Source organism: Alcanivorax sp. HI0083 (genome assembly GCF_001635175.1).
The window spans coordinates 1-895 of the sequence record NZ_LWFX01001598.1 but is presented as its reverse complement, the minus strand read 5'-3'; the positions used below and the strand labels follow the sequence as shown (position 1 = coordinate 895).

The following is an 895-nucleotide window of genomic DNA, read 5'->3' as shown; positions in this document are numbered from 1 at the left end:
GTTTCATGGATTTTCAGTACACAGAAAAAATGCAGACATTGATCGCCCAGGTGCGCGATTTCATCAACACCGAAATTCGCCCGGTGGAAGGGTTGTACCACGAGCAGTTGGAAAAAAGCCCGTGGGAAACCCCGCCGATCATGGATGAGCTGAAGGAAAAAGCCAAAGCCAAAGGTCTGTGGAACCTGTTCTTGCCCAAGGAGTACGGGGAATACAGTGCCGGCCTGAGCAACCTGGAATATGCGCCCCTGGCCGAGGAAATGGGCCGCAGCCGTATTGCTTCCGAGGCGTTCAACTGCGCGGCTCCGGATACCGGCAATATGGAAGTGCTGGCCAAGTACGGCAACGAAGCCCAGAAAAAGGCGTGGCTGCAGCCGTTGCTGGAAGGCCGGATTCGTAGTGCCTTTGCCATGACCGAACCGGAAGTGGCGTCCTCCGATGCTACCAACATTGAAACGCGGATCACCGAAGACGGTGATGACTACGTGATCAATGGCCGCAAGTTCTATATCAGTGGGGCTATGCGCAAGACCTGTGAAATCATGATCGTGATGGGCAAGAGCAGCCCGGACAACCCCAACCGGCATCAGCAGCAGTCGCAGATTCTGGTGCCCACCAATACCCCCGGCGTCAATATTGTTCGCCCGATGCAGGTGTTTGGTTACAACGATGCACCGGAAGGCCACGCGGAGGTTATTTTCGATAATGTGCGTGTGCCCAAGGCCAATATGATTCTTGGTGAAGGCCGTGGCTTTGAAATCGCACAGGGCCGCCTTGGCCCGGGTCGGATTCATCACTGCATGCGCCTGATCGGTGCTGCCCAGGAAGCCTTCGAGCTAATGTGCAAACGGGTAAACCAACGGGAGGTGTTTGGTGCACCCATGAGCAAGCAGGG

The 895-nt window shown here is 55.8% G+C and carries 1 protein-coding gene; it reads left to right on the top strand.

The features are described from left to right. Positions 1–5: 5 nt before the first annotated feature. On the top strand, positions 6–895 hold an 890-nt coding region (locus A3754_RS23765), incomplete at its 3' end, for an acyl-CoA dehydrogenase family protein (protein ID WP_063521525.1).